Consider the following 19,752-nt stretch of genomic DNA (forward strand, 5'->3'; position numbering starts at 1 on the left):
GTATGTTCCTTAATCTATTACTGCTCAGGAGCAGGAATTTGTACAGCTATTCATTAGCGTGGAGTCAATTAAATTCTAACCCTTTTACAGCTAATAAACAGCCTTTTCGATGAAAACATTTTAAGCATTTCAGCTATTTGGTCATCTATTCACAAATTGTAGATATAAATGGCCTTTACAGGCCATTTAGGAGCAAAATTATTCACATTATTTTTTCTGGTCAGTCCAGAGAAGGCTACCAATTGCAGGTAATAACAACACTGCACCTAACATATTCACTAAAAACATGAAGGTTAATAGTATACCCATATCAACTTGGAATTTAAGATCTGAGAATATCCAAGTGCTCACACCAATAGCTAATGTAATACCAGTAAATAGAACCGCACTGCCACGCTCAACAAGCGCATTTCGATAAGCAACACTAAGCGGTACGTTTTGCTTAAGCTGCCCCATCATCGACGACAGTATATAAATACCGTAATCAACACCAATACCTACACCTAATGCAATTACAGGTAAAGTAGAAACAGTTAAGCCTATTTCCAGCTGTACCATAAGTGCTTGGGCAAGGGTTGATACAATATAAAGCGGTAATACCACGGCTACTGTTGCTTTTACGCTTCTAAAGCTCATTAAACATAAAATAATAACGGCACCATAAACGTAAAGCATCATTGGTATTTGCGCCTCTGCAACTGACTCATTAGTCGTTGCCATTACACCAACAGGCCCAGACGCTAATTTAAATGCTAATTCATCAGTGCCCTCTTCTTTAGCAAATTGCTTAACACTTTTAATCACAGTATCGATAGTTTGTGCTTTGTGATCATCTAAAAATATTATCACAGGCATAACGGAGCAGTTACCGTTAAGTAAACCTGTACTTGTTTCAACTCGAGATGTTGATTGTACTAAGCTTGCTGAATTTCGTGGCAAACTCTGCCATTTCAGATTGCCTTCGTTGTACCCTGCGTTAACCGATTGAGCTACAGAGCTCAAACTAACAGCAGACTGCACACCGGTCACATTTTCTACTTTATATTGAAAACGGCTTATGCGCTCCATAACATCATGTTCAGTACATGCTGCAGGATATGCCTCTACTATTACTTTTAAGATATCTGACGAAATAGTGTACTTGTCTGATATTAAAAATGTATCTTGGTTATAACGCGCATCTTGATGCAGAGACGGTGCGCCTGCGTGTAAGTCGCCTATACGCATTTTATCTGCTTGCCAGTAACCTAGAGCAAATAAAACAAGGGTAAAACCAATAATCATTTTAGCTACTTTAGGGTCTGTTGCTTTTACAAGTAAGTCGCGGATTTTATCAAGCATGTTAGGCTTTGCAGCGTCACCAGATTGAATATGTACACTGTTTTCAAAATTCATGTACGAAGCCCAGACCGGCAATAATATTAAATTAGTAAATATAATGACGGCTACACCTAAACTCGCTGTAATAGCAAGTTCACGGATAATACCAATATCAATGGTAAGTAATGTTAAAAAGCCAACGGTGTCTGAAAGTAGTGCAATACCACCGGGTATTAATAGAGCCCTAAAACTTGACTGACAACAGATACGGGTACTTTTTCCTTCACCTACTTTTTTACCAATCGCATTGATCATCTGCACACCATGACTTACACCAATAGCAAATACTAAAAACGGCACCAAAATAGACATCGGATCAAGACCAAATCCTAAACTTGAAAGCAGGCCTAATTGCCAAATAACAGCAATAATAGAACAGGCAATAGGTAAAATGGTTAACTTCAAACTGCCACAAAATAGCCAAACCATAACGAAAGTAAAGGCGATAGCAATGGCAAAAAATACGACCACACCTTTTGCGCCTTCAGCTATATCGCCTGCCATTTTTGCAAAACCAATAATATGAATACTTACTTTATCTGTACTCAAAGGTTCTCTTAAATCACTTTCTAGCTTTTGTGCAAAAGCTAATGTGTCTAACTTTTGTTGTGTTTGTGGATCTGTTTCTAAAAGCTGGGCCGTTACCATTGCACACGAGTAATCGCTGGCAATCATACGTCCTACCACTTTTGCTTTTTCGATGTTTTCTTTTACAACACCTAAACCACGCGTATCCGCTTTAAAGTTAGCAGGAATAATTGGACCGCCTGCAAAGCCATCCTCGACTACTTCAACAAAACGAGCACTTGGTGAAAATATAGAGTTAACTAATGGACGATTTACGCCAGGAATAAAATAAAGCTGATCGTGAACCGCTTTTAATTGAGTGAAAAACTCTGGATTAAATATATTGCCGCTGTCATCACACACTGAAATTAAAATACTATTTGCACCACCAAATTGTTTTTCGTGCTTGGTGTATACTTTCATATAGTCGTGATTTAACGGAATGTTTTTATTAAACGATGCATCTAATTGAATTTGAGTTGCTTTGAATACGAGTAAACAGGTTATAAGCGCAAAACTTATAAGCATAATTAAGCGATGTCTAAAAATCGCCTTTTCTATAAAATCGAGTAACTTATGCATTAAGGGGTTAACTCCTTCACTTTAATGCCATCTTCTGTCGCCATGATTAGTTTGTTATTTAAAATCACGCCATCCAAAATTGCTTTACCATCGGCTAACTGCTCATGGGTAAGTAATCCATCTTGAAGGTGAAAAATAACACCACTATTGGCGAGCATGAGCCATTGCTTATCATTGTAATTAATGATGTTGTTAATTGTCGCTGTTTTAATATTTTCAAAATGTAGCCACTCTTGCTCATTATTTTTCTTTGCAAACACGTTACCGCGAAGCCCTGCTACAATTTCTTGCGTACTATCTGATGCAACTGCAAAGAATGAACCTGGGTAAATCTCCTCAATCCTTTGCCAAGTTTGACCATCATCAATGCTTCTGGCCATTAAACCCATCTCACCAACGAGCATTAATCCGTTATCTGTTTTTTCGATTCGATTAAAGTGCGGTAAAATTGAAGCTGTTTCTGCTTCGTACCCTTCGGGATCATTTTCTTTTAAATCGTTTAAGTAATCTCTGTCATCACTAAACAGTAACGAATCTAAAAAGCGCTTTTGCCAATGTTTACCACCGTCGGTGGTTTGATAAAACATGCCATAGGCCCCCACTGCAAAACCTTTTAAATCATCTTCAAATAGGATATCAAGGCAGGGTTTATCTAGTTCTGGTTTAACTTGTTGTAACTGCCAATTAATACCACCATCGGTAGTATTGATAATGGTGGCATCGTGTCCACATGCCCAGCCATTATTTTCATCGCTAAAGTCAACAGCTGTTAATAGCACTTGAGTTGGTACAAGTTCAGCTTGTTGCCATTTATTACCAGTGTCACTTTTAATAACGGTACCATGCTTGCCTACTGCAATTAGCCCGTTACCTGTGTTTGTTATATCAGTAAGTAGGGTTTTATCTGCTTTAATTGCACTGATTGCATTTTCAGGGACATCCTGAGCAACACTCGCACCACTTATGATCAGGCTGGCATATACTAAATACTTCATAAATTTTAATCGCCTTGAACGAGAGAATTGTTTGTCTTTATATACTGAGGAAAGCGTTGCGCGATTTGGTATAAGACAAACGCGATGTGAAAGGAAAAGGCACTTAACATGCGTTAAGTGCCTAACTTCTAACTATCTACCTGCGCGACGTAATGCGCTTGACGTAAACTCGTTATCGTTAAACGATTGTGAAAAATCGTACATTTTTTCTTGGTTATCTAAACCAATGGCTAAATAACGACGAGAATTCAAATCATGGTAAACCTCAAGCGTACTCCATTGTGTAGGTACCTCGTAGTAGTTAAGGCCATAAGCCATTGCTACACGATAAAGCTGGTCGCGGTTATCATAAATATCCGTAACCTGCACTTGCCAGCTATCTTCGTCAATGTAAAACACACGTTTTTTATAGATATGGCGTGTATCGTCTTTTAAGTTAGCTTCAACAACCCAAACACGGTGTTTTTCGTAACGTGTATGCTCTGGGTTTATGTGGCCAGGCATTAAAATGTCATCGTATTCTAACTTATCACTATGAAGCTTATAGCTGTTATAAGGAATGTATAACTCTTGCTTACCTTTCAACGTCCAGTTGTAACGATTAGGTGAGCCATTGAACATGTCAAAATCATCAGTAGTACGTAAGCTATCCGCTGCTGTTCCTGGTGCATCATATGCAACATTAGGTGCACGACGAACGCGGCGTTGTCCCGAATTGTAAGTCCATGCTTGGCGTGGCGTTAATATTTGGTCCATCGTTTCATGAACAAGCAGTGCTGTACCTGCTAAGCGTGCAGGCTCTGTAACACTTTGTTTAAACTTAAACAAAATGTTTGAGTCTTGCAGCTCTGCGGGTGTTGCACTCGGATCTGAATATTTAACCAATAACTGCTCATCAAAGCCAACATAGTTATAAGAACCCGATGCTGTTGGCGCTGCTTGACCGGCAAAACGCTCAATAGACTGTCCACGGTAACGTAACAAATGATTCCAAATAGCTTCTAAACCCGTTTTAGGAATAGGGAAAGGAATACCAATTGCCGTATTTTTGATCCCATTCCCGTCTTCAACTAGTTCAGCTGTTGGTGCAAACTTTTTAGTTGCGTCGTACACAAACTGTGGATAAGACGCAGAGCGACGTGTTTCATACACTGGCATTTTAAATGTATCTGGATATGCTTCAAATAAAGCAATTTGACCCGGACTTAAATTTGCTTTGTACTTTTCAATATTATTTTTATCAATAGTGAATAGCACTTTATCAGTTGAAAATGGGTCAAGGTGATGCATACCCGGTTCATAGCCTGCTGGAGCAGATATAATGCCATTATTCCATGCTGGAATAGAGCCATCAGCATTCGCCGCTTTTTCTGCGCCTAATGGCGTTAAGTTTTGACCTAATTGAGCTACCTCAACTGCGCTCATTTTTGCCAAAGCAGCACTGCTTGCAAATAAGCTACAAAAAGCAGTAGCAATGAGGGTAGGTTTTTTAATCATAGTAATGTTACCCCTAAATAGAATATTTTAAGTTAAAAGAAACGTAATCGCGGTCTGAGAAAGTATTAATATCGCCGCCGCCCCAAAACGAGTTGTAGCTCACGTCAAGTGACCACGCATTTTGGTAGTTAAAGTTCATGGTCGCACCTAAAGATTTACGGTCTTCAATAAATAAGAACATAGGATCTGGTGTATTACCATTTACGTCATGAGAAAATACAAAACGAGGAGAGAAATTAATACCATCGTAAAGGTCATAATAATCACCTTTAGCAATTAAGCGATATCCCCAAGAAGATGCAGTAGCAAATGATTTTTGCTCTGCACCATTTGAAAGACCAAGTTGCAATGTAGTGTAATCAGTTGTGCCAGGCCCAGTAATAACGCCACTTCGCCCAGTACCCGATACGTTTAAACGCATCTCGTCGTATTCAGGCATGTTATGAATTTTTACAGCACCCACTTCACCAACAACAGCCCAACTATCAGCCCCTAATGAAGGGCCAAATAAATGTGTTGCAGTAAACTGTAATTGTGATGTATTACGTTCAATATACCCTTGAGCAACTTGACCAGGTCCTACAACACTGATGTCGTCGCCTAAACTCATTTGTGAAATACCCGCAAAATCAGGACGGATACCAGCAACCGCTAATTGCTCAGGCATCGCTGCATACAAAAGCTCAACATCATCAATTTGCAGAGGCTCGTCTTGACGAAAAGCAAATTCACCCGCAAAAGCTGTTTCACCAATAGTGGTGTTAAAGCTCAAACCGTATAGTTTAATATCTTCTGGGTAGTCGTTTTCAGCTTTAGAAAAGGCAGTTAAATCAGCAACATTATCAGAGGTAATTTCTGTCGTCATAATCATCGCTAAATCTTGCGCAATTGCTTCGTTTGAAAAGTTTGATACGCGACCAGAGATAAGCGGACGACGACTGTGGTAGTTCACATGGTATAACGCAATTTCAGTATCATTAAACTCAGGTAAAAACACCCCTAAACGAAGACCGTACTGACCGCCATCTTCAGGTTCTGTTTTACCATTATCTCCTTTACCTTTAAGCGCGACCTTAGTTGGATATGCAAGGTACATTTGAGTTAATAAAGCACTCCCTTCGGCACTTGAAGGATCAATTCCTTGAGCAGCTGTTGCTAGTGCAAAGTCAGATTTTAAGTTATTTAAACTATCCGTTAAAAAAGCAACATCAATATCAGGATTAGACGTAAAGCCTAACTGAACATTTTGTTGGTAACCATTTTCTGCAGCAAAGTCATTAGTAGAAAAATACGTGCCAGCTGCTGGTAGACGCGTTTCTTGCCATTGATATTGGTAGAAACCTTCAAGGGTAATATTTTCAGTAATACCAAGCGATGCCCAAAGCATACCTACAGGTATAAATGCTTCTTTAAGCTCAGCGCCTGGTGCTTTTAATCGGTCAATATCAACTGGGTTTACGTTAATACCATGAGATATAAGCGTACTTTCACCCCAGTTAACTACTTGCTGACCTAAGCGAATTGATAATGGGTTATTCCCGTCGTTTAAATCAAAATTAGCCCAAACGTATGCATCTAGTAAACGGATATCTGCACAGCTTTGCTCTTTTGTATCTTTATCGTCACACGGGTCAACACCTTCACCAGAAGTTGGGTTTGAATAAGCGCGATCGCCATCCATCAACGCAAAATCATAAAAGTACATAAAACGTGTAAACAAACCATAATTATCTTTATTTATTGAAAGGTCGTGTGTTCCCTTCAATAGTTTTGAGAATGAGTCACCACTGTCAAAATTTAAATTACCCGCATCACCATTGTTTGAGTAAGAGCCGGGTTGTGCCCATACATCTTGTGATGAGTAAATAGTGTTACTTAGTGCAGGGTTGTAACCTGTCCAGTCAAAAGCTGGATTATTACTTTTACCAATTAAGTTAAAGTCCCTGTCTTCTACACGGACGCTTTGCCCATATGAAAAGGTTGAGTCGAAGGTAATATCAAAACCCCCAGCTTCAAATGTTACAGCTTGAGTACTGGCTGCAGATAAACCTAAACTAGCGGCTGCTAAACCTATAGCGATTTTATTTTTAACAAAAAGCGATCTTCTTATCATTTTGGTTCCCCCCTGTCGCGGGTCATTTTGTGTGATCAAGTTATTGTTTTTAGTGTCATCGTAACGATAGAAGCGAATCATTGAAATTACAAATAGTCGCATTCAATCTGTCATATATTTCTTATTCTGGTTGACGCTTACGTATTGGTAAGACGTCGTACCAGATAATTTATACACGTTATTTAACAATAGGACAAATTGAAATTAACAAAAAGACAATATTTTTATGCTTTTATAACATGAAAACAGGGAGCTAAGCCACGCGCTCAATACGAATGAATTTATTTTCGGGGGTTAATAATATTCTAAAACGCCCTCTTATACCTAGGCTGGTAATAAAAGGTCTTAAATGATTAGCAGAAAAACGTACCGTTTTCCCGCCATCTTCTACAACTTGTAAAGAGCTAAAACGGCCATGGTAGTAATCCATGCACTCGTTATAGCTCAATCTTAAGGTAAAATAATACTCAATCATTTATACGAGCGCTTTTTCAACCTTTTCATACAAATCAGCACTTAGCCCATCTAGATTAGCTAAGCGTTGTAATTGCAGTTTCATTGCTTGAGAGCGAACATCATCGTAACGTTTCCATGACATGAACGGTGTTAACATACGAGACGCATTTTGTGGATTAATTGCATTAAGTTTTATTAATAAGTCACCTAACAACGTATAACCTTGGGCGTCTGAACGATGAAATTGTGCTGTATTAAAGTGACTAAAGCTTCCTACAAGTGCACGTACACGATTCGGGTTTGAAAAATCAAAACACGGATGTTCGTAAAGTGCCTTAATATTGTCTATAGCATTATTGCCTGATTGCATAGCTTGCAGTGCAAACCACTTATCCATCACTAAAACATCATGGCGCCATTGACTATCAAAATGACTCAAAAGCTCTTCTTGTAAAGGGTGGGATGCTTTTACCACTGCGCTTAGTGCACCAAGTACATTGGTCATATTAGTAGAACTTGCGGCTTCTTTAATAAAGCTTACAGCCTCTGGCTTTTGAGTTTTAGCCAAATAATGCAAGCATATTTGTTTTAAAGCGCGCTTAGCAACGGCGCTAGCACTTATACTGCCATCATCTTCAAGAGATTCGTAACAACTAAGCAGTTCATCAGCAAGTTCGTCAGCAATTTGTTGCTCGAACTTTTCTGTTATTTCAATAATCTCATCAACAAGTATTACTTCAAATTCAGCGGCTAATGTATCAAAACTTGGCAGTTTAAACAGCTCTGCAATTAAGGCTAAATCGCCCTCTTTTGTGTTTATAAGTACACGTAGCGCATTTATAATTTCGCTGCTTAACTCGCTATTAGTCGTATCGGTAATCTGAGATTTAATCGCTTTAATAAATAGCTGCTGTTGTGCATCCCAACGTGAAAAATCACTACGTGCAAAACGCATAATATGCAATAGTTCGGGCTCTGTTGTTTGCTGATTTAAAATACAAGGCGCAGAAAAATCTTCCAGTAAAACCGCAACAGGCTTTTCTAAAATATTATCAAAGCTAAATGTTTGAGTCGTACTTGTTACATCAAGTACATGATCTAGCTTTTTACCTTTATATTGCAGAGCTATACTTTGTCCATTGGCATCAAGTAGTTCAATAGCAAAAGGTATATGAAGCTTTTTATTCTCTGGCTGATTAGCTGGCGCTGTTTGCTCGATTGTCAAAGTGTATGTATTTGAGCTGCTATCAAATTCTTGAATTGCATTTAAACGCGGTGTACCTGATTGGCTGTACCATTGCTTAAATTGCTCTAAATTAACGCCTGATGCATCGCTCATCGCACTGACAAAGTCATCACATGTAACTGCTTGCCCATCATGGCGCTCAAAGTAAAGCGTCATGCCTTTTTGAAAGTTAGTTTCACCCAGTAATGTGTGCATCATACGGATAACTTCAGCACCTTTATCGTATACAGTTACTGTATAAAAGTTATTCATTTCGATAACTTTTTCAGGGCGAATTGGGTGAGCCATAGGGCCTGCATCTTCGCTAAACTGGTGAGTGCGCATTACTTTTACTGCATCAATTCTATTCAAAGCCCGTGAACCTAAGTCACTACTAAACTCTTGATCTCTAAATACCGTTAAGCCTTCTTTTAGCGATAACTGAAACCAATCTCTGCAAGTAACTCGATTACCAGTCCAGTTATGAAAGTACTCATGCCCTACAATGGATTCAATCGTATGATAGTCTTTGTCTGTAGCTGTTTCTTGATTGGCTAATACGCATTTACTGTTAAATACATTCAGCCCTTTATTCTCCATCGCACCCATGTTGAAAAAATCAACAGCTACAATCATATAAATATCAAGGTCATACTCTAAATTAAAACGTTCTTCATCCCACTGCATTGCTTTTTTAAGTGAAGCAATAGCATGGGGTGTTTTAGATAAATTACCTTTATCAACAAACAATGCTAATTCTACATCTCTGCCGCTTTTAGTTATGTAGGTATCTTTTAAAACATCAAAATCGCCTGCTACAAGTGCGAACAAATAACTTGGCTTTTTGAATGGGTCTTGCCATTTTACAAAATGACGACCATCTTGTGTTTCACCGCTATCGACTTGATTACCGTTAGAAAGTAATTGCGGGTATTTTTTATCTGCAATAATAGTTACATCAAACGTGGCAAGTACATCAGGGCGATCCATGTAATAAGTGATTTTTCTAAACCCCTGCGCTTCGCACTGTGTGCAATACGCACCGCCCGATAAATATAAACCTTCTAAAGAAGTATTCGTCTCAGGTGATATCTCGGTCACAATACTTAATTGGCAACTATCCGGTAGGTTATTAATTATTAGCTGCTCACCAACAATTTCATAATCGGTTATATCAACTGTATCAACAGATAAAGACAGTAAACGCAAATCAATACCATCAAGCACTAAAGGTGCTTTTTTATCACCAACTCGGGTAAGTGTTAGTAAAGAGCTTACTTTGGTTGATAAAGGCTGTAAGTCAAATGTTAGCTCTGTGTGGTCAATTAGAAAGTCAGGAGCTTTATAGTCTTTAAGGTATTGTGCTTGAGGTTTACTTGATTCAGTCATAGATACTCCAAAGCAGCTCCTTTTAAGTTAAAAGGAGCTGCTTAAAATTAGGCAGATTGTTTTGGCTTAATACGTAAAATTTTAATGCCTAAGTAGGCATAAACAACCGCTAAAACAGGGTTAATTAAGTTAAAGAAAGCGTAGAGTGCATAATCAAAAGGGTTTATAAGTAAAACGCTTTGCATGTATGCGCCACACGTATTCCATGGAATTAGTGGGCTAGTAATTGTACCGCCATCTTCCAATGTACGAGATAAGTTAACAGGCTTCAAACCACGTTTTTCGTATTCATCTTTAAACATACGTCCAGGTACAACAATCGCTATATATTGATCGGCCGCTATTACGTTAGTTCCTATACACGTAGCTATTGTCGCCGCAATTAACGACCCCGTACTTTTAGCTATTTTAAGTATGCTTTTAACAAAAATGTTCAGAAGACCCGTTTTTTCCATGATGGCACCAAACATCAGTGCAGTCATAATCAACCACGTAGTTGTAAGCATTCCTGACATACCGCCACCACTAAGCAGCGAGTTCATTTTATCATCACCTGTGCTTATACTAAAACCATCAAAAAAAGTGGTCCAAATTAATTTAAAGTAGCCTATTAGCTGGCCTTGGCTTATGTCTATTTGGCTGGCAATTAAATCAGATTGAAACAACACAGCCCACACAGCGCCAAGTACCGCGCCTATCGATATAGCAGGAAAAGCAGGCATTTTTTTAATCGCTAAAACTAAAAGTACAATTAGCGGGATTAGCATTTCAAAACCAATATTAAAGTTTTGCTGTAAAATAGCCGTTATTTCATCAATACGCCCCGCTTCGCTTGAAGCAGTTGCGTTAAAGCCCATGAATATAAATATAATCAGTGCAATTACAAAACTTGGTACTGTCGTCCACAGCATATGTTGAATATGCTCAAATAAATCAGCGCCTACAACTGCTGGCGCTAGATTTGTTGTTTCTGACAGCGGGCTTAACTTATCACCAAAGTACGCGCCAGATATAACAGCGCCTGCTGTAACTGTTTGTTCAAGTCCAAGACCCGTTGCAACGCCTAATAAAGCCACACCTATTGTAGCCGCTGTGGTCCACGAACTACCAATGCTCATTGCTACAATGCCACAAATTAAACAACTCGCTGCATAAAACCAACTCGGATTAATAACCTGTAAGCCATAGTAAATTAGCGTAGGTACTGTGCCCGAAAGCAACCAAGTGCCTATTAACGCACCTACCATAAGTAAAATTAAGATAGCACCTAACGACAAGGTGATCCCTTCAATCATCGCATCTTCTAGTTTTTTCCAATTGTAGCCATTTTTTAGACCTATTAATGCTGCTGCAAAAGTAGCAAATAAAAGTGCAATTTGGTTAGGACCTGAAGAAGAGTTATCACCAAATAAGTATACGGCTGCACCAAGCAAACAAATTAATACAGTGATAGGAATTAATGCATCAAAAAACGAGGCGGGCTTGATTGGTTTATCATCCAATAACTTCAAAGTAGAGACTCCTGCACACTTGCTGTGTGTTTAATTATTATTTTTAGCACGTAAAGCGCATTAATTGAGCATGATTGATCTAGCTCAACTTTATGTAATCAGAGATTATAACAATTTAGTAAATTTTAGGTAGTAAAAAAGGCGCTAAAGCGCCTTTTTTATAGAGGTAAAACCAGTTGTTACTTCTTAGCTATACGACCATAATTAATATAATCTTGAGTAATTAATGCAGCTTCTTCCAAAAATGGGTCAAGCTCTTCAATTACTTGTGGTAAATCGTCTAAGTTTTCTACCGGCTCTTTACCTAAGCGCTTAAGACGTTCGTTAGTACGTACAAGTGCACGTGCTTCACCTTCGTCCTTTTCTTTAATGCGGTCTGCTTCAACTAAAGAGATAGTTTTACGGTCTTTCTCTTCGTTATATAAAGTAATATCGCTAAATACATAACCAAATTCTGGCTCTGATTTAATTCGTACTTCGTGCTGTTTCTCTAGGTACGTAATAATAGGTGTTAAATTACCTAGTTTTTTGTATTTCGCTTTAACGATGCTATCCCATGGAAGTGCATTATCTTGCTTACTTTCGCCCCACTGTGCAGGATCGATTGCAGATGGAAACGAAATATCAGGAATAACACCTTTATGTTGCGTACTACCACCGTTAATACGGTAGAACTTAGCAATTGTATATTGTACGCTACCCAGCGCATTATCGTATAGGTCGTAAGCGCGGCCTAAGCCTTTGTGCTGCTGTACAGTACCTTTACCAAACGTTTGCTCACCTATAATAACTGCACGGCCATAGTCTTGCATTGCAGCTGCAAATATTTCAGAAGCAGATGCACTGTAACGATCAACTAATACAGTTAATGGACCGTCGTAATAAGTAATGCCATCACGATCTTTTTGCTCTTCAATACGATTATTTAAAGTATGAATTTGAACAACCGGGCCTTGGTCAAAAAACAAGCCTGACAGTTGTGTTGCTTCGTATAAAGAACCACCACCATTTTGGCGTAAGTCGATGATGATACCATCTACCTTTTCTTCTTTAAGTTTGGCTAACTCAACTTTTACATCTTTCGAAAGGTTATTGTAAAAGCCAGGAATTTCAATCACGCCTACTTTGCTTGTTAAATCAGAGTACTTTGCTTCAAATACTTCTGATTTAGCCGCTCTATCTTCAAGTCGGATTTTATCACGCGTGATTTCAACAACTTTAGGCGCACCATGAGCGTCAACACCCTTTAAATACTGCAAACGTACTTTAGTCCCTTTAGGACCTTTAATTAAATCAACTACGTCATCTAAACGCCAGCCAATTACATCTACAAATTCTTCGCCATCTTGGGCAACACCGATAATGCGATCATCAGCTTTGATCTGATCTGTTTTATCCGCAGGACCACCAGGCACTAAACTACGAATAACAGTGTAATCTTCATCAGGGCTTAATACGGCACCAATACCCTCAAGCTCTAAGTCCATATCCATTTTGAATTGCTCTGCACGACGTGGCGATAAATAAGACGTATGCGCCTCAATACTGCGTGCTAGCGAATTCATAACAATTTGAAAAGCATCTTCTGAATTTGATTGTACTAAACGTTTTTCTGCATTTTTATAGCGTTTGGTCAGCACCTCTTTAATGCCTTCCCAATCTTTACCCGTCATTTTTAAACGCAGTGCGTCGTACTTTACACGCTCACGCCAAATTTCATCAAGCTCAGCTTGTGACGCAGGCCATGCTGAATCTTCACGGTCAAAAAAGTATTCATCTTCTTTATCAAACGTCATCTCTTTTTCAAGCAGAGTAAGTGAATACTCGTAACGTTCAAAACGGCGTTTAAGACTTAAGTTAAAAATATCAAACGTAAAGTCTAATTTACCGGTAGTAATAGCGTTATCAAAGTCATCACGATATTGCTCAAATGAGGCGATATCGCTGGCTAAGAAAACGCTTTTATTAAAATCAAGGGATTCGATATAACGATCGTACACTTTACTAGAAAGCTCATCGTTAAATCGAACCGGTGTATAGTGTGAACGAGCAAATAAGCTAGCCACTCGTTTGCTAGCAGTACCATGTTGACTCTCTTGCTTGAGCTGGGGTAAATCGTCAATAGTGACGGCTTCTACAGCAGCAAATAATGAACCTGAAAACAGGGCAGCAACTAACGGAATGAGCGTAAACTTTTTACTCATACACAACTCCTTAATTTATTTACAACTTAAACAATGTATAAGCTGTCAGCTTTGGTTTTAACTTGCATACCTGTTACTAACTCAACATGAACATCATCTTTGTTCACTTCAGTTATTACTGCATTTACAAGTGCTTGGCCAAGTTTAACCTTAACCTTATTATTAACCTTGACCTCAGTTGCTGGCAAAGGTTCAATTTTTCCTGAACGCTTAGCCGGCGCTGCTTTAGCAGGTTTGTTAGCTGCAGGAGCGTTTTTATCGCCTGGTTTGCTAGCATGAGCTGGTTTTTTCTTGAAAGATTTAGAATCAGAATCTTGGCGAGGACGCTGTTGTTTTTTGCGTTTAGCCATTTTAGCGCGGCTTTCTTCCAATGCTTTTTGCGCATGGTCGATATGCTCTTGCTCAACTTTTTCACCTTGATTACCATCAAGATCAATACGAAACTCTGACTTGGTCACAGCTTCTAAATAACGCCAGTTAGACGTGTATTTTCTAAGCGCTTGACGAACTTGAGTCTTACTTACTTTTTCAGACCCTTCAATACGCTCAGCAATATCTTTAAAAATACCTACTTTAAGCGGCTTGATGCCATCTTTTTGTTTAAAACATTGTGGGAATTCTTGATATAAAAATTCCAACACTTCATTAATATCTTTTAGCTTGTTTGTGGTTTCCATTTTAGAACCTATTTTTCACATCTTTTCATCAAGGGACGAATCGACGTAGTGTGTTACCCAGTCGACCAACTCTTCGAAATCGGCTTCTATAACAGCCATATCACCTCGAAGGTGTTCCCAAATACCATTTATCGTTTCATCAATAAATTCACATTCTGAATCATCTGGAAGACGATCCCATGCAATATGAATCAAATCATTGAGCGTTTCCGCTACATGTTCTTCTTCGCCTTCCCAATCGCCAACATCTTGTACAGCAAATAGGTAGTCTTGAACATTTAGCAAATCTTTCATTACAAGCTCGCCTCTAAGCATTTTACTAATGCTTCTAGACCGACTTTATCGTCAGCATCAAATCGACCAATACTCGGACTATCAATGTCTAGTACAGCAAATACTTTACCATGTTTCATGATAGGTACAACTACTTCAGAATTAGACGCTGCATCACAGGCTATGTGGCCGTCAAAAGCGTGAACATCTTCAATTAATTGTGTTTCTTCGGTTGCCGCAGCAGTTCCGCATACACCCTTTCCTACTGGAATACGAATGCATGCAGGGTTACCTTGAAACGGACCAAGTACTAATTCAGTAGGAGAATCCATAAAGTAAAAGCCCGCCCAATTCACATCCTCTAAAGAGGTAAATAACAGCGCGCTTATGTTTGCCATATTGGCAATTACATTGGATTCACCAGCTATCAGCGATTCAGTTTGCTTAACTAATGACTGGTAAAAATCGTGCTTTTGCATACCAAACTACTTCTTATTAAACATACAGTAGCTAAAGGTACTCTTTGTCGTGAAAAATTGGAACCTTTTGGAGGTAAAAAAAAGGAAATCACACCGTTTATCAGTGCGCTTGGTTAATAATGCTGCGATTATTTTTTTGCCGTTTTACGAAGACCAAACAAAAACAGCCCTGCAGCGAATGCTGACATTACACTATTGATCAAAAATATCTCGCCAGTTGTGGCACTTAATAAGTAACTAAATATCGCTCCGCCTAGTAGTCCAAGAGTTAATACCCCTGAATAATTAACTTTAGAATACTTAAACATGAGTAAATACCCAGGCACAACAAAAGCAGCCATTGTTAAGCCTACTATGTGTGCATTTTTTATAGCAGTCATTAATAAGGTAAGAAATATTGATACAAACTCGCCTTCAAGCGTAAGTGAGTAATAAACACCAAGTAAACTGCCTACAATAACAGGCGATAATAACGAGAGCCCTACGCTTTTTGCTAGCTGATGTTTCATTTAAAATCCTTAATACACAAATCTAAATTCTATGTATAAAGCATGCACCAAGATCTAAAGGTTAGAAACAGAGACTATGGTCGTAATTTATGATTAAAAATAAACCTTATTGCAGTATGAGCCTATTACTTTATTAATAGGCTCATAAGTTTGGGTCACACTTATCAAAATGCTTATAACTTAGCTATTTTATTTGATAACTCAAAATGGCTAGATGTTACTATTTCCTCAAGCACTGCCACCCTTTTGCTCAACATCGCTGTTTGTTCCTCTAATTTTGTTATCTTGTTATTATTATTTAGTCCTTTAAATTTTGCGTGCGCTGCCATTATTGTAGTTTTATAGGTGAAATAACGTTTAGTAATAGTAAGAATCAAAAAGGGTGAGCTAAATATAATTATTACAATAAATAATTCTAGCATGGTCGTTTCCCAATCAATTTAAGTTAGCTTGTTGCGTGTAAAGGCCATTTTTAGCTGTCTCTTATACACAAATCCCTGCTAAGAAATTAGCGGGGATTTTTTTGAACTAAATCTCAATGTCATGATCAGATCTTCAAATCTTGTTTGAGGGCACATTATGATTAACGAACATACTCATTGGGCAAAACAACAATTCGGTAAATCGGACTTAGGTGATCCAAGAAGAACAGCGCGTCTGGTAAAGTTAGCATCAACGCTTGCAAATGAACCAGGAAAACCACTTGTGAACATCACTCAATCCCCCGCCGATATGGAAGGTGCCTACCGCTTTATTCGCAACGAGAATATTGACGCAACGGCTATAGCAGAGTCAGGCTTTAAAGCCACGGTTGAACAAGCAAAAAGTCATAACTTATTGCTCGCATTAGAAGACACGACCACACTAATTTATAAGCATTCCTCCATTCGAGATGATTTGGGTCATGTCGGACGAGGAGCAAAACAACGAGGCTTGTTAGCTCATAGCGTATTACTGTTTGCGCCAGACACAAAGCAAGTTGTGGGATTAATTGAACAGTCTCGCTGGAGTCGTGATATCAACACGATTGGAAAAAGAGAAAAACACGCGACGACTTCTTACGAAGAAAAAGAAAGTTACAAGTGGGAGTCAGCGTCACGAGCGATGGCAGAGCGGCTGCAAGGACAAATGGCGAACGTGATATCGGTGTGTGACCGCGAAGCGGACATCTACGAATACTTGCAGTATAAACTGACCGAGCAGCAACGATTCGTCGTACGCTCGATGCAAAGTCGTCATATTGAAGAAGGTGAGGATAAGCTCTATGCGTTTGCAAGCGAGCTGATGAGTGCAGGCACCAAACACATCCACATTGCACAAAAAGGAGGAAGAAAAGCCCGAAGCGCAACACTGGATATCACCTATGCGCCAGTGACACTCAAAGCGCCTTACAATAAGAAAGGACACTCCCTCCCAGTTTACTATGTCGGCTGTACAGAGCGAGGAAACGCTAAGAACGGCTTAAGCTGGCACCTATTAACCAGTGAACCAGTCACCAGCAAAGAAGACGCCTTAGCTATCATCACCTACTATGAGCACCGTTGGCTTGTAGAGGAATACCATAAAGTCTGGAAAAGTGATGGTACGGATATCGAAAGTTTACGCCTTCAAAACCAAGATAACATGGAAAGATTGGTGACGATTAATGGCTTTATTGCGACGCGAATATTGCAACTAAAGTTCACCAATGAGCAGCCTGATTCTCCAAGTTGTGAACAACTGTTATCTCCCAAAGCATGGAAGTTATTGTGGTTAAAGAGAATAAAAACACCATTGCCTGAAACTGCTCCAAATATGTCATGGGCGTATCAGGAACTGGCAAAGTTAGGAGGCTGGAAAGATACCAAGCGCACAGGGCGTGCATCTGTGAAAGTGTTATGGAAAGGATGGCTTAAGTTACAAGCCATCCTGGAAGGCTACGATTTAGCAAAATCTCTTGAGTCAGACTTGTGATCAAGAGACAGATTTTTAGTGCATTGAAATAATTTTGATAATGTAACTTCGCGCTGTTTTCCTCGTCGAATTAGCATCTCAACATACACAATACTTAACACAATGGCTGTTGCTTTAAATAAGTTACCTTGTAGATCACCTACTGCGCCACCCGACATACCAAATATTCCGTAAGCTGCATTCATAAAAATATGCATCCACATAGGAAACCAAATACGATAACCACATTCACAATATAGCCACGCAAACCATGTACCTGCTACAGTAGTGATTGCAACCGCCATCAATGCAGAAATCGCATCATTGCCTTGATAAATATGGCCCAGACCAAATATTACTGAACTAATTAATGCCGCAGGCACAAAGCCCCATCTACAATATTTAAATAAAACACCAAACAATGCAGCCCTAAAAATTAGCTCTTCAAAAAACCCCGCATAAACTGAGCCAGTTATTATTGCTGGTATTGATAGGTTAAGTTCATCACTCAAAAATCCATAACCTATTGCCATTGGAGTACAACAAATAATTACTGCGAGTGCATAGTTAATAAAACCTGAGGAATTAAGCCCTATAGATTCAAAAGGCTTACTTTGTTTAAACAAAATAATAGCCGCAATAACTAACGGTCCATATAAAAAAATATATTTAGCGGGGGTAAATAAAATGCCAGTTAGATTATCAAGTTCAGACAACCAGCTAGACCAACCTTCTCCCCAAAACTGCCTCATTACATAGTGGCAAAATACAAATATAGAAATTATTGCAAGTGCCTTGATAGCGTATTTCATATCTACTTTTCTCGTTAAGTTGTAAATTTCAACTTAATCTTGGCAATAGTAAAAATACAAAGCGACCTATTAGGTATCAATTACAAGATGAGGTATAAAGCCCATGTTTTAGGGGGGGTTAACATGATTTTGGGATTAATGACAAAGCATCTTTGATTACTTTTACATAAGAACGAGACACAGGAATTTTAATATCAATTGTATGTAGCGATAATTGCAACCCTCCAGCATTACCACTGTAGTGTTGAATGTTTTGCAGGTTAACCGCATAAGAACGGTGGCATCGTAATATAATTGTTTTTTCTGGAAGCTGCTTTAATAAACCGCTAAGAGATACACGTAATAGTTTACGTGAAGTTGAAGCTCCTTCTTGTATTGTTATTTCACAATAGTTGTCTGAAGATTTAATAAATAAAATATGATGAGGAGCCGCATTAATTTCGTCGTTTTTGTTATCGCCTTTGAGAGTAATTGTCTTGAATTCAACTTCTCTCAACTGCTCTTGAGCAACGCTAACCTTACTTGGCTTAGTTAAATCTATTACATGCCTATTTACCACAAGTAAAAAAATAAGAGGAAATACACCAATACAAAAAATATACCCTACAAAAAGTAATTGATTCTGCCAATGCCAAGACCCAAGTACAGCAACCACAAAATACCCATGATTGAAAATCGTAGTAATTAAAATATATGTGATAGGAATAATAATTAAACGGCTTAATTTACTTAGCTTAAACTTAAGTAACACTATTTCTATAAAACCTGACAATAGCAAAGCACAAAAGGTTACTAACCCATAGCCAAAAAGCCGCAGAAACTTGTAAGACCCGGTATCGCTTGAAGTGCCAAAAGGTTGAAATACAAAAAGTACAAAAAGTACAAAAAGCGCTATAAACGAAAACATGACGGCACGATATAAAACTAACTTTCTCGAATCTAGATCATCTCTGAGTCACAACATCCTATTTTTCATACCTTTAATCCACCAATGTTTAAAAATAGCACACATTAATATGTGCATTCCAACTCATTTAAAATTTTTTGTGATGGTAGTTTTATTAAAAACAAAAAAAGGAAGAGAGCATCAACGTTATTTAACATCAGAAGATGATGTGTGAGCAATTCTATCTGCTTTTAAGATTTTACTA

16 protein-coding genes are annotated in these 19,752 nt (G+C 38.5%); 1 reads left to right on the forward strand and 15 read right to left on the reverse strand.

Annotated elements, in window-relative coordinates; genetic code table 11:
* Positions 1-207 precede the first annotated feature (207 nt).
* From RB214_RS08955 to RB214_RS09015, 13 genes are all read right to left on the reverse strand, one after another.
* Positions 208-2,529 (reverse strand): MMPL family transporter, encoded by a 2,322-nt coding sequence (locus RB214_RS08955; RefSeq protein ID WP_309166188.1) that lies wholly within the window; start codon positions 2,527-2,529, stop codon positions 208-210.
* Positions 2,529-3,524 (reverse strand): YCF48-related protein, encoded by a 996-nt coding sequence (locus tag RB214_RS08960; RefSeq protein ID WP_024604808.1) that lies wholly within the window; start codon positions 3,522-3,524, stop codon positions 2,529-2,531. The genes RB214_RS08955 and RB214_RS08960 overlap by 1 nt, the downstream gene beginning before the upstream one ends.
* Positions 3,525-3,656: 132 nt before the next feature.
* On the reverse strand, positions 3,657-5,021 hold the full coding sequence (locus RB214_RS08965) for a DUF1329 domain-containing protein (protein WP_165743183.1): 1,365 nt from the start codon (positions 5,019-5,021) through the stop codon (positions 3,657-3,659).
* A gap of 13 nt (positions 5,022-5,034) precedes the next feature.
* Complete coding sequence (locus tag RB214_RS08970; RefSeq protein WP_309166194.1) at positions 5,035-7,134, reverse strand: DUF1302 domain-containing protein; 2,100 nt, start codon at positions 7,132-7,134, stop codon at positions 5,035-5,037.
* A gap of 253 nt (positions 7,135-7,387) precedes the next feature.
* Positions 7,388-7,609: a DUF2835 family protein gene (locus RB214_RS08975; RefSeq protein ID WP_033011738.1), complete on the reverse strand. Its 222-nt coding sequence runs from the start codon at positions 7,607-7,609 to the stop codon at positions 7,388-7,390.
* Positions 7,610-10,204 carry an aminopeptidase N gene (gene pepN, locus RB214_RS08980; protein WP_309166197.1) on the reverse strand — a complete coding sequence of 865 codons (2,595 nt, stop codon included), beginning with the start codon at positions 10,202-10,204 and terminating at the stop codon, positions 7,610-7,612.
* 47 nt (positions 10,205-10,251) lie between these two features.
* Positions 10,252-11,715, reverse strand: a complete 1,464-nt coding sequence (gene nhaC, locus RB214_RS08985) for a Na+/H+ antiporter NhaC (protein ID WP_309166200.1) — start codon at positions 11,713-11,715, stop codon at positions 10,252-10,254.
* Positions 11,716-11,894: 179 nt separating this feature from the next.
* Positions 11,895-13,919, reverse strand: a complete 2,025-nt coding sequence (gene prc / locus RB214_RS08990) for a carboxy terminal-processing peptidase (RefSeq protein WP_309166203.1) — start codon at positions 13,917-13,919, stop codon at positions 11,895-11,897.
* Between the two features lie 26 nt (positions 13,920-13,945).
* A complete protein-coding gene (gene proQ, locus RB214_RS08995; RefSeq protein WP_002961909.1) occupies positions 13,946-14,596 on the reverse strand; it encodes an RNA chaperone ProQ in 651 nt (216 codons plus the stop codon).
* A gap of 15 nt (positions 14,597-14,611) precedes the next feature.
* Complete coding sequence (locus RB214_RS09000; protein WP_002961910.1) at positions 14,612-14,890, reverse strand: hypothetical protein; 279 nt, start codon at positions 14,888-14,890, stop codon at positions 14,612-14,614.
* Positions 14,890-15,348, reverse strand: a complete 459-nt coding sequence (locus RB214_RS09005; RefSeq protein ID WP_182674352.1) for a GAF domain-containing protein — start codon at positions 15,346-15,348, stop codon at positions 14,890-14,892. Before RB214_RS09005 ends, RB214_RS09000 begins: the two co-directional genes overlap by 1 nt.
* Positions 15,349-15,476: 128 nt before the next feature.
* Positions 15,477-15,857, reverse strand: a complete 381-nt coding sequence (locus RB214_RS09010) for a hypothetical protein (protein WP_309166212.1) — start codon at positions 15,855-15,857, stop codon at positions 15,477-15,479.
* 173 nt (positions 15,858-16,030) lie between these two features.
* On the reverse strand, positions 16,031-16,279 hold the full coding sequence (locus tag RB214_RS09015) for a hypothetical protein (protein WP_182719810.1): 249 nt from the start codon (positions 16,277-16,279) through the stop codon (positions 16,031-16,033).
* Between the two features lie 157 nt (positions 16,280-16,436).
* On the opposite strand from RB214_RS09015, the gene RB214_RS09020 reads away from it, so the two are divergent.
* The gene (locus tag RB214_RS09020; protein ID WP_309166214.1) at positions 16,437-17,810 is read left to right on the forward strand and encodes an IS4 family transposase; all 1,374 of its coding nucleotides are present in this window, start codon (positions 16,437-16,439) and stop codon (positions 17,808-17,810) included.
* Here the strand turns inward: RB214_RS09020 and RB214_RS09025 are convergent.
* Positions 17,774-18,601, reverse strand: coding sequence for a CPBP family intramembrane glutamic endopeptidase (locus RB214_RS09025; RefSeq protein WP_309166216.1), 828 nt, complete (start codon positions 18,599-18,601; stop codon positions 17,774-17,776). The genes RB214_RS09020 and RB214_RS09025 overlap by 37 nt on opposite strands.
* A gap of 118 nt (positions 18,602-18,719) precedes the next feature.
* Entirely contained in the window at positions 18,720-19,508 is a 789-nt protein-coding gene (locus RB214_RS09030) for a LytTR family transcriptional regulator DNA-binding domain-containing protein (RefSeq protein ID WP_309166219.1), read from the reverse strand.
* Positions 19,509-19,752 lie beyond the last annotated feature (244 nt).

Origin of the sequence: Pseudoalteromonas sp. HL-AS1, assembly GCF_031198785.1 — a bacterium.
Taxonomy (GTDB): Bacteria; Pseudomonadota; Gammaproteobacteria; order Enterobacterales; family Alteromonadaceae; genus Pseudoalteromonas; species Pseudoalteromonas distincta.

Coding starts and splice junctions, on each gene's coding strand:
- RB214_RS08955 (WP_309166188.1), bottom strand. CDS start 2,529: ATGCATAAGTTACTCGATTTTATAGAAAAGGCGATTTTTAGACATCGC.
- RB214_RS08960 (WP_024604808.1), bottom strand. CDS start 3,524: ATGAAGTATTTAGTATATGCCAGCCTGATCATAAGTGGTGCGAGTGTT.
- RB214_RS08965 (WP_165743183.1), bottom strand. CDS start 5,021: ATGATTAAAAAACCTACCCTCATTGCTACTGCTTTTTGTAGCTTATTT.
- RB214_RS08970 (WP_309166194.1), bottom strand. CDS start 7,134: ATGATAAGAAGATCGCTTTTTGTTAAAAATAAAATCGCTATAGGTTTA.
- RB214_RS08975 (WP_033011738.1), bottom strand. CDS start 7,609: ATGATTGAGTATTATTTTACCTTAAGATTGAGCTATAACGAGTGCATG.
- pepN (WP_309166197.1), bottom strand. CDS start 10,204: ATGACTGAATCAAGTAAACCTCAAGCACAATACCTTAAAGACTATAAA.
- prc (WP_309166203.1), bottom strand. CDS start 13,919: ATGAGTAAAAAGTTTACGCTCATTCCGTTAGTTGCTGCCCTGTTTTCA.
- proQ (WP_002961909.1), bottom strand. CDS start 14,596: ATGGAAACCACAAACAAGCTAAAAGATATTAATGAAGTGTTGGAATTT.
- RB214_RS09000 (WP_002961910.1), bottom strand. CDS start 14,890: ATGAAAGATTTGCTAAATGTTCAAGACTACCTATTTGCTGTACAAGAT.
- RB214_RS09005 (WP_182674352.1), bottom strand. CDS start 15,348: ATGCAAAAGCACGATTTTTACCAGTCATTAGTTAAGCAAACTGAATCG.
- RB214_RS09010 (WP_309166212.1), bottom strand. CDS start 15,857: ATGAAACATCAGCTAGCAAAAAGCGTAGGGCTCTCGTTATTATCGCCT.
- RB214_RS09015 (WP_182719810.1), bottom strand. CDS start 16,279: ATGCTAGAATTATTTATTGTAATAATTATATTTAGCTCACCCTTTTTG.
- RB214_RS09020 (WP_309166214.1), top strand. CDS start 16,437: ATGATTAACGAACATACTCATTGGGCAAAACAACAATTCGGTAAATCG.
- RB214_RS09025 (WP_309166216.1), bottom strand. CDS start 18,601: ATGAAATACGCTATCAAGGCACTTGCAATAATTTCTATATTTGTATTT.
- RB214_RS09030 (WP_309166219.1), bottom strand. CDS start 19,508: ATGTTTTCGTTTATAGCGCTTTTTGTACTTTTTGTACTTTTTGTATTT.